The organism is Coleofasciculus sp. E2-BRE-01 (assembly GCF_040221695.1).
Classification (GTDB): Bacteria; Cyanobacteriota; Cyanobacteriia; order Cyanobacteriales; family Coleofasciculaceae; genus Coleofasciculus.
In genome coordinates, this window is sequence record NZ_JAVKEA010000063.1 from 39,871 (window position 1) to 48,951 (window position 9,081).

10 protein-coding genes and 1 pseudogene are annotated in these 9,081 nt (G+C 45.9%); 7 read left to right on the top strand and 4 right to left on the bottom strand.

Annotated elements, in window-relative coordinates; translation table 11 throughout:
* Positions 1–62 precede the first annotated feature (62 nt).
* The 6 genes from RIG66_RS07955 (at position 63) to RIG66_RS07980 (ending at position 2,195) form a co-directional block, all read left to right on the top strand.
* The gene (locus RIG66_RS07955; RefSeq protein ID WP_446376864.1) at positions 63–410 is read left to right on the top strand and encodes an NACHT C-terminal alpha/beta 1 domain-containing protein; all 348 of its coding nucleotides are present in this window, start codon (positions 63–65) and stop codon (positions 408–410) included.
* A gap of 159 nt (positions 411–569) precedes the next feature.
* The gene (locus RIG66_RS07960) at positions 570–704 is read left to right on the top strand and encodes a hypothetical protein (RefSeq protein ID WP_446376866.1); all 135 of its coding nucleotides are present in this window, start codon (positions 570–572) and stop codon (positions 702–704) included.
* Between the two features lie 77 nt (positions 705–781).
* Complete coding sequence (locus tag RIG66_RS07965) at positions 782–982, top strand: hypothetical protein (protein ID WP_446376867.1); 201 nt, start codon at positions 782–784, stop codon at positions 980–982.
* A 306-nt stretch (positions 983–1,288) separates the two neighbouring features.
* Complete coding sequence (locus tag RIG66_RS07970; protein ID WP_446376869.1) at positions 1,289–1,486, top strand: hypothetical protein; 198 nt, start codon at positions 1,289–1,291, stop codon at positions 1,484–1,486.
* Positions 1,487–1,554: 68 nt separating this feature from the next.
* Complete coding sequence (locus RIG66_RS07975; protein ID WP_446376871.1) at positions 1,555–1,773, top strand: hypothetical protein; 219 nt, start codon at positions 1,555–1,557, stop codon at positions 1,771–1,773.
* 254 nt (positions 1,774–2,027) lie between these two features.
* Positions 2,028–2,195, top strand: coding sequence for a hypothetical protein (locus tag RIG66_RS07980; protein WP_446376873.1), 168 nt, complete (start codon positions 2,028–2,030; stop codon positions 2,193–2,195).
* Between the two features lie 172 nt (positions 2,196–2,367).
* Here RIG66_RS07980 and RIG66_RS07985 read toward each other — a convergent pair whose 3' ends face one another.
* The 4 genes and pseudogenes from RIG66_RS07985 to RIG66_RS08000 all read right to left on the bottom strand — a co-directional run bounded on the left by RIG66_RS07985 (position 2,368) and on the right by RIG66_RS08000 (position 8,133).
* On the bottom strand, positions 2,368–3,123 hold the full coding sequence (locus tag RIG66_RS07985) for a peptidylprolyl isomerase (protein WP_446376875.1): 756 nt from the start codon (positions 3,121–3,123) through the stop codon (positions 2,368–2,370).
* A 180-nt stretch (positions 3,124–3,303) separates the two neighbouring features.
* A pseudogene (locus RIG66_RS07990) lies at positions 3,304–4,628 on the bottom strand (HlyD family efflux transporter periplasmic adaptor subunit).
* A gap of 192 nt (positions 4,629–4,820) precedes the next feature.
* A complete protein-coding gene (locus tag RIG66_RS07995; protein ID WP_446376877.1) occupies positions 4,821–7,553 on the bottom strand; it encodes an ABC transporter transmembrane domain-containing protein in 2,733 nt (910 codons plus the stop codon).
* The gene (locus tag RIG66_RS08000) at positions 7,447–8,133 is read right to left on the bottom strand and encodes a helix-turn-helix domain-containing protein (protein WP_446376879.1); all 687 of its coding nucleotides are present in this window, start codon (positions 8,131–8,133) and stop codon (positions 7,447–7,449) included. Before RIG66_RS08000 ends, RIG66_RS07995 begins: the two co-directional genes overlap by 107 nt.
* Positions 8,134–8,728: 595 nt before the next feature.
* On the opposite strand from RIG66_RS08000, the gene RIG66_RS08005 reads away from it, so the two are divergent.
* Positions 8,729–8,896 carry a hypothetical protein gene (locus RIG66_RS08005; protein WP_446376881.1) on the top strand — a complete coding sequence of 56 codons (168 nt, stop codon included), beginning with the start codon at positions 8,729–8,731 and terminating at the stop codon, positions 8,894–8,896.
* The last annotated feature ends 185 nt before the right edge of the window (positions 8,897–9,081 follow it).

Consider the following 9,081-nt stretch of genomic DNA (forward strand, 5'->3'; position numbering starts at 1 on the left):
AAAACCCGTAAAATCTATTCCACGTACACGACGCAAACCCTACACCTGGTAAGGGCACGGCAATGCCGTGTCCCTACAGTGATACATTTATCACAGATTTAAGCAAATTCGAGGGTGGGATTTGTATCATTACCGACGAACTTTTTGATTACATTCCCATAAAGTACTTCACACCAAGCCAGCCGCTCGCAGTCGCAGATGTAGTGGAGTGGATACGGGCGATCGTGGCAATAAATAATGGGAATACTGACAACGACTCCATTTTGCCAAGCAAGCCTCGTAGTCTCCTTCCCAGGCTCTCGTGGCTCTTGTTCCCAGCTCTGAGAAGGGAATGCACTTTGGCAGGCTCTGCCTCCCGTAAGAAACAAGACATAATTGCTTCATTTTTTTCTCAAAAAGTTCTCGCTTAGGCTTGAGGCTTAACGTTTGAGTGAACTATAGTGTCCTTAATACCCAATCTGGGTTGACTACCCCCTTAATAATCCCGTCCGCGCAGGTGGACTTTGTTTGTATGGTTCCGTGACTTTCAGTCGCCTGGGCAAAAATGAGGTTACTTATCAACCTGGACTATGCCATTTCTATTAAATTCTGAAAATATTTTTGATTATTTAGTTGAGCATCAACTCGCTCCACAGCCAGACAAAGCTATGAGTCAGGTTGAACCCATTGCGGCGAAAAACTTTAACCTATTAGTCATCTATTAGTCACCTTTCCTAATAGTCATAAACTTCTAGTTAAACAGGAACGGCATAATCAAGAAGGAAAAGCCGCTGGTGAATTTTTGGGTGAGTGGCACATTCAAGCATTATTACAGCAATTTCCGCAACTGGACTCCCTGCGCCCATTTCTGCCCCAAGTGCTGCATTTTGATCGGGAAAACTCTATTCTTGTCTGCCGTTACCTGGATGATTACCAGGATTTAATGGAGTTCTACACTAAGGAAAATCGCTTTCCTACAGAAATTGCGGTTGAAGCTAGCTAAGGGGAGCATGTTTTGGGAAATATAATCCTCGAATAGGATATAACTGCAGTAGTTTTGTCTTTTTCTTCAGGATATTGAACTTGAAAGAAGAGAACGACAGTTAATTGGCTATGTCTTGGAGTTTTATCACGTTACGATTTTTGTCCGTGAATACTGATTCCAAGGAGAGAGTTTAGAATTGTATGAGTTTATTAGTGTAAGTTTTATGTCTATTAAAAATAGTTAAATTTATAGACAAAGTAAATTATATTCACTACTATTGACTTAGAAACAAAAATGAAAAAATTTACTTAGGGAGACTCGTAAATGGCTAGAATCGCAATTTCTAATTTATTCCCTACTCATACTAATTTTTCATTAGATATCGGGGAACTGGATAACAGTGAAATGAAAGCTGTTACTGGTGGCTTTGTTGTTACTGTACCTGTTGGGATTGCTATTGGTAGTGCTTTCTTAACTGGCGTTGGGATTGGTGTTACTCTCTACGGGGTTATCAAGGACTAATCTTGGGAATGCAAACTTAACTTTAAGAGAAGGGAACAGTAAACCATCTCTAGTCGAACAGCAAGATTTTGCTCAAGTTACATACTAAGGATGAGCTAAAAATGAACCTGATTGAGATTCGTGACATTCAACAGAACGATAGCTACCTCGAACAACTCAAGGACAGTGACCTAAAAGCAGTTACTGGCGGTGCTGTCTGCGGTGGATTGTGCGTTGCTGGTATCATCGTTCTTGCTGGTGCAGCAGGAGTCGGTGTCGGCTACGGAGTTGCCGCTTGGCTTGATTAAGGTCGATAGGTCATTGATAAAGAGCTTGTCTTCAGAAGAAGACAAGCATCCCTTCATTGTTGTCCGTAAGTTAGTATTGATCGCAACATGAAAACTACCCAGTTCTATGAAAAATTAGGAACAAGTAACGATAGAATTCGGTCATGAATACTTAAACGATGTCCTAGAGGATATCTCTACGGCTAAGTTTTTGTCTTTTAAGACTGGTAAATTCAGATAGCATAACGGTAATTGTAGGAATGAATAAATCGAACATGTCGGTAGTATGGATTGCATGTGCATTTGCTTTTCTAATCGGTACGGCAATTGGTATAGGACTATATGCTGTAACCGCAAAATCTTCGACCGAAGAAGCCGCAACCCAGTCTCTCTCCAAGGTGAATTCTGAACCTCAGGCATCTCGCGCTCAAGAGCAGGATTGAAGCTCCAACAACCATCGGGTCAGAATCTCCGCCTTCTACAAGACGCTTGTCTTGGTCGGGGTCGAATCCCCGTCCAAGACCTTCCCTACACCTCACACCCTACAAAAGAAAGCTAAGCGCCCAGTCAATAGAGTTTTTGAGAATTTAGGACGTTACATTTGAAAGTAATAACCTATACAGCTTGGCTATTTAATTTGAGATTAGTAACAACTTCAACTGTTGCAGTTTGTTGCTTCAGCCAGCCAGCAAACAAATCAGAAATAATTTGATAGCGCAACTTATTATCCAATTCCGGCTCAATAATCTCCTCCACCAAAACCAGATGCACCCCCTTAGCCGTCACAATCGGCTTAAGCACCTGTGGCGGCGTAGCCGCAAAAACAGCAGCCGAAACCTCCGGTTTCAACTCCTGACGGCGCACCATCCCCCGATATCCCCCCTTTCGGCGTAACTCTGTATCCTGAATGTATTGCTGAGCAATATCATGGAAACTCATCTCATCTTCCTGAAGCGCATAAAACAGTTCCATCGCTAAATCCTCATCATCCAGCACCACCTCATACATCACCACACCTGCATAATCCAACTGATGCTCGAAAAAGTAAGGTTCAACCTTATCCACAAATAAATGAGCCGCTAACTTTCCAGAAATGACGGTGTAATAGACAAGTTCTTCAAAATCATCCAGAGACATCCCCCGTTTTTCCAACCACACCCAAGTCTCATCAGCACCATTGAGTTTATTTATTAACCGCATTTGATCTGCGGCTTGCTGAAGTTCGTGAGTCTCCACTTTTATCCCCACCTCTTCGGCGGTAGCGAGAATCACCTGGCGGCTAACAATTTGCTCAATTATCTCAGGAATCCGAAGGGATAGCTTAACTTGATGCAGAATATCTTCGCTGGTAATCGTAATGGATTGTAGCATGATAAACCTCTAATAATTAAAACCTCAGACAAAAGGCGTTCACAAAAATCTATATCCCTACTTGGTACGTCTTAAACTGAGATATTGCACCAGTTGCAATAGGCTTTGTTTAGCCTGGGTTAGGCGGTAGCCACCCACCAAAATATTGAGCAGCGGTGCGTTACGCTTCGCTAACGCACCCTACAATTTTAACCCACCTTGCTGTAACTTTTTAAAGGGGTCAAGAATAAAGTCAATAATCCGACGCTGGCGAACAATAACTTCTGCTGTTGCCGTATCTCCTGGGCGTAAAGGAACACATTTATTGGCTGTGGGTATACAATCTTGTTTGAGTTCAATTTCCAGGTCATAATTCGCCACTTGACCCTGTTCCGTTTCCGTCACCTTAGACGTGGGTGAAATCTCCGTTAACGTTCCTTCCACCACACCATAATCCTGAAACGGATAGGCATCAAACTTCAACTTCACTGGCAAACCTTCCCGCAACGAACCACTCTCATTCGTCGCCATTTGCGCCCGAATCACTAACGCAGAATCCTCTGGAGCAATCTCCGCAATTTTAGTCCCCTGCTGCACCACCGCCCCCGCTCCTTGAATCGGTAATTCAAACAGCGTACCCTTCAATGGCGCTTCAATAATACGTTGGTCTAACTGAAACTTCAAGGATTCAATTTGACGCTTACTCTGAGCTACCTCTGCCTTCAGAGTCGCCCGTTCTGTTTCCAAGTTATTAAGCTGTTCCTCTATTTTTAGAACCGCCAGCTTACCGGAATGGGTTAAACTCTGATAACTCCGCTCCTGTTCTTTTAGTCGTAACTCTGCCTGTTCAATATCCGCTTGAACTTGCTGAATTGTCCGCTGATAACTACTCCTTTGCTCCGCTAAACGTAGCTTCCCCTGCTCCATATCCGACTTTGCCTGTTCATACAAACCTTGCCGTTCCTGTACCATATCTTCTCGGTTAACCACCTGAATTTCGGACACAATTCCTGCCTCCATAGCATCCCGATAACGCTCGACTTCCCGCTGAGCATTAGCTAAACGAGTCTCGATAATTTCCGCAGATGTTTGATTCAGCTTCAGATTCTGCTGAGCCTGTTCTACTTGTGCCAACTTTTCCTGTTTTTGTAAGTCAGAGGAATTCCTCAAGGCATCAATATTCTGCTGCGCTTGGTCAATTTGCACTCGCTTTTCTAAAGCCTGACCTTAATTTCCGCTACCGTCCCAGCGACAGCCGCATCGAGTTGGACTGTTTTCCCTTTAGGTTCCAGTCGCCCTCTGGCTGTCCCGGTTTCATCTACTTTAAACAGGATTGCCCAAGGTAAAACAATAGAGACAAATACGACTAAAAAATACAGCAATCCCCTTGTCCACACTTGGGGCAACGTATCGAGTAATTCCTTCGTCGCAAACGACCAATCATCGGTGGCTATTGCTGGTGTTGAGGCGGTTAATTCCGCTTCCTGTCGTTGAGTTGGCATCTGTCCATTCAATGAATTTGGCATAATTTTGTCCTTCGTAAAAACACTGATTTCACGGATTTATTGTCCAGATGGAGGTAGGGGGTGAGAGTTTAGTCACACTGATGACACTGATAGGTTAGTTCTCGCATTTAGAGAGGATAATAAAGTCATTATCCTGCCAATTCCTCTCTTGACCTCTACGCCAACCTCTACGTACCTCTGCGTTGAAAAAAATCATCCCGTAACATCCAACTGTTGCTGATTCAGATAAAAATAATGCCCCCGCTTCTTCATCAACTCCTCATGAGTTCCACTTTCAATCAACACCCCCCGATCCAACACCAAAATCTGATCCGCATTCCGTACCGTAGAAAGACGATGAGCAATCACCAACGTTGTCCTCCCCTGGAAAATCCCACTCAAATTCCGCTGAATAATCCTTTCCGACTCCGCATCTAAATGAGACGTCGCCTCATCCAAAACCAACAACCGAGGATTCCCCAACAACGCCCGCGCGATCGCAATTCGTTGTCGCTGTCCCCCTGATAACATCCCCCCGCCTTCCCCAATCTGAGTTTCATACCCCATCGGTAACTGCTTAATAAACTCATCCGCCCCCGCCAACCGCGCCGCCTCCATAATTTCTTCCAACCTAGCTCCAGGATGTCCTAAACTAATATTTTCCCGAATCGTACCGCCAAATAAAAACGTATCTTGGTCAACCACCCCCACCTGCTGACGTAACGAACGCAACGACAAACTGGTAATATCATGCCCATCAATCAACACCTTTCCCTCCGTCGGCGGATACAATCCCAAAACCAACTTAGACACCGTCGTTTTCCCCGAACCACTGCGCCCCACCAACGCCACCATTTGCCCCGACTTCACCTCAAAGGAGAGATTTTCCAACACATTACTATCACTCTCCGGATGATAGCGAAACGTCACATTATCAAACCGAACATCACCCCGCATCAGCGGTAACGTCGCCCTCGCTTGTTCCTGTAAATCCTCCTCCGGTTCCGCATCCAAAACATCATTAATCCGTTCTACGGCAATTACCACCTCCTGCAACTGATTCCACAACACCGTCAACCGTTGGAACGGCATAATAATATTCCCCAACAGCATATTAAATGCCACCAATTGCCCAATCGTTAACTGATTCTGAATCACCAAATGCGCCCCAAACCACAGCAACGCCGTCGTTGCCACCGCTTCAATCGTGTTACTAAAGATTTGCAGGCGATTGCCAATTACTTGCCCAGAAAACCCCGTCTTAATCTCCTGATTTAATAACTCCTCCCAATGCCAACGCACCGTCTGTTCCACCGCCGTAGCTTTCACTGTCCGCACCCCGGAAAGGGCTTCAATTAGATAACTATTCTCCGTGGCATAGGTATTAAAAATCTCCCGGGAAATCCGCCGTAAAAACGGTGTCGCGATCAACGCCAATAGGAAAAACGGTGGCACGATCGCTAACGCCAGTAGCGCCATCTTCCAGCTATACCAAACCATCAATCCCACATAGATAAACACCGTAAGTAAATCCAGTAGAATCGATAGCGCCTCACCAGAAAGAAACCGTTCAATCTTGCGATTTTCCTGTACCCGTGAGATAATATCCCCCACATAACGGGACTCAAAGAAACCCAACGGCAAGCGAAACGTATGGCGGATAAACCCGACAATCAGCGCCAAGTCTAACTTATTCGCCGTATGGTCTAGCAGATACTGACGCAACCCCAACATTGCCACCCGAAACAGGCTAAACATCAGCAAGCCAATCCCCACCGCCATTAAGGTTAAACCCGATCGCTGTACCACCACCCGGTCTAAAATTAACTGGGTAAATAGGGGCGTCACCAATCCAAATATCTGGATAAATAAGGATGCGACAAATACCTCCAGCATCACCAAGCCATGAGGCTTGATTAACTCAAAGAACTGCCAGAAGGGCGTCGTACTCTCTTTTTCATCCTTAAATAACGCCGTCGGTTGCAGCAGCAGCGCATAGCCCGTCCAATTCTGCTTAAATTCCCAGTGACTTAAGGTTTTCTGACCAATAGCCGGATCAGCGACAACAACCAGCTTCCGAGTAATTTCATAGACAACAATATAGTGCTTCCCTTCCCAGTGAACAATTGCCGGTAATTTCTGCTTTGCCAACTGATCCAGACTCGCTTTTACAGGGCGAGTGGAAAAGCCAATACTTTCCGCCGCCGCCGATAGTCCCCGCAGCGACGCCCCATTGTGGTCAACATTAGCAATATCCCGCAAGCGATTCAAACTAAAGCGTTTCCCCCAATAGCGAGACACCATCACCAAACAAGCCGCACCGCAATCCGACGCACTCTGCTGGGCAAAATAGGGATAGCGGCGAATCACCCGTTGTAATAAATGCCCGACTTGCTGAGTTGGGTTGGGGAAGTAGGCTTTACTAATCTTTTTTGGAGAGGTTGACGCGGGGATAGCGGGGATAGCCGGATGTGGCGGGGTGGAGGGTGTTGCATTCCCCTGATTGCCCTCAACCCTCTCCGGTTCAACCAGTTGGGAATTCCGCCGCTGCGCCTTATCCCACAACTGCTCTCGGATTTGAGGATAGTTCGCCATCAAGGACAATACTACCTCACCCGGAATCAAGCACAAGTGCAAATTCACCGACGCCCTAGCTGAATACGGCTGAAACCCCGCTTCGGGAAACACAGTAAATTCGCCAAAGGAGTCACCAACATCCAGAGTGGCAATTAATTCACCCCCTTGGTCGATTAACCTCACCTTACCCCCTGTGACAATATAAAGACCCGCCTCCGCCTCTGTTCCCTGCCAAAACTTGCCCACTTTCGGGGTTAGGGATTTAAATTGAGGGAGATAATCCTGAAATTCGCTGGCTGAAAGGGAATACCCCAGCGTATGATTGAGCTGTTCTAGAGAAACCAACTGCGTGGATGAATGTTGCTCCATGACCGTAGATGTCTCTATTTTCCGCTGATTTGGCGACGTGAAGTGACTCTAATTCTTGAGCATCAGCCACAGACGCCGATGGCAAGTCCCGAATGGAAATGCTGGTAACCCTTTGTGGTGTCTGTTCTGGGGTATGGCTGGGTTTTTGTCGCGTGGACAATCCTATTTGTGTGAGCAGTCGGTTAATGTGGCGAGCGCTCACTTGAATGCCAAACTCTTGCGCCAGATGCTTAGCCAGCCAGTTCGCTGTCCAACGCCGAAATGAATAGCCAAATTCACGGGGACTCCGGGAAACCAGTTCTTGCAGCCGCTCTAGATAGTCCTCATTTACAGCTTTCGGGCGACCCCGTGGGCTATCCTGCCATTTGTGCGCCATCCCACTGTGCGCCATCAAAATCCAATGCCGTGCTGTGGCTGGACAACATCCCAAACGTTTACAGATTTCGGTTTGAGTTTTGCCTTCATCCGCCAGCAGCATAATTTCAATGCGCTGGCGGTAATGTTCGGCTAAATCCCCTTGCAAACTTTTTTGTAGCTGTTTGCGCTGAAAGGGTGTAAGATACAAACTTGACGTTTTCAAGGCTATCTCTCCTAGTCAATATTCCTAACTTTCCGCACGCTGATGTCTCCTCATGCGTATTTTGAGGCATTACTGATGGATGATCGATAGGTGACTACTGTAAGCGGCAGAAATCAGCCAGCCGTTTCTATCCTGACGAGTGATTTATCATGTCTAGACCAATCCTCTTGGTCGTGGAAAACATCTGACATCTTGCACTAGACTAAAAATTAACTAGAGCAAACTTATCCAGTAAGGATGTAGACACCATTCATACATTACTGTATGTCGATATACAAATTGCTAGAAACACTGTTGTGCCAATAGGAATGATTAGCTTCGTCTATTTTACACTTGCCGAGAAAAAAATGGTGCATTCGATCAAAAAAACTGCCGACTTATTCTCAACATGCCGCATCGCCGCAGGTGTCATCCTACGGATTTTATATCATGTCCTGACGATTACCCATAATTGCAATGCTGTAATAACAAGGGTTTCAGGCGTTTTTATTCGGGGTGTTTGACCGGACATGATATTACAGGCAATAAGCAACAGCCAATTCAAGAGTCACACAACCAGTAGGGGCACGGCAGTGCCCATTGGTGTCAACTTAAGGTGAAAGCTCGGTTGAGCAAGGGTGTCGGGTGTCGGGTGTCGGGTGTCGTGTGTCGGGGTTCAGGATGGTTTTGTCTGTTGGAGTCGAAATATCCTCACACCTTCCTCAATTCACCTCACCTATTCATCCACAATGTTTTTTTCAAACAGTTTCCGTTTAATACATAGCTCCCCAACATTGCTCGCTTTCCCCCACACCCCACACCCCATACCCCACACCCAGTATCCTATCGTGGGTAATGTGGCTTAAGTTGACACCCATGCACGTCGGTGCGCCCCTACGGTTTCTTGTTTAGGTGTGCCACGCTACTGTCTTTTGGCTGTATTGTTTTAGTAATGAAGTAGTGCATTAA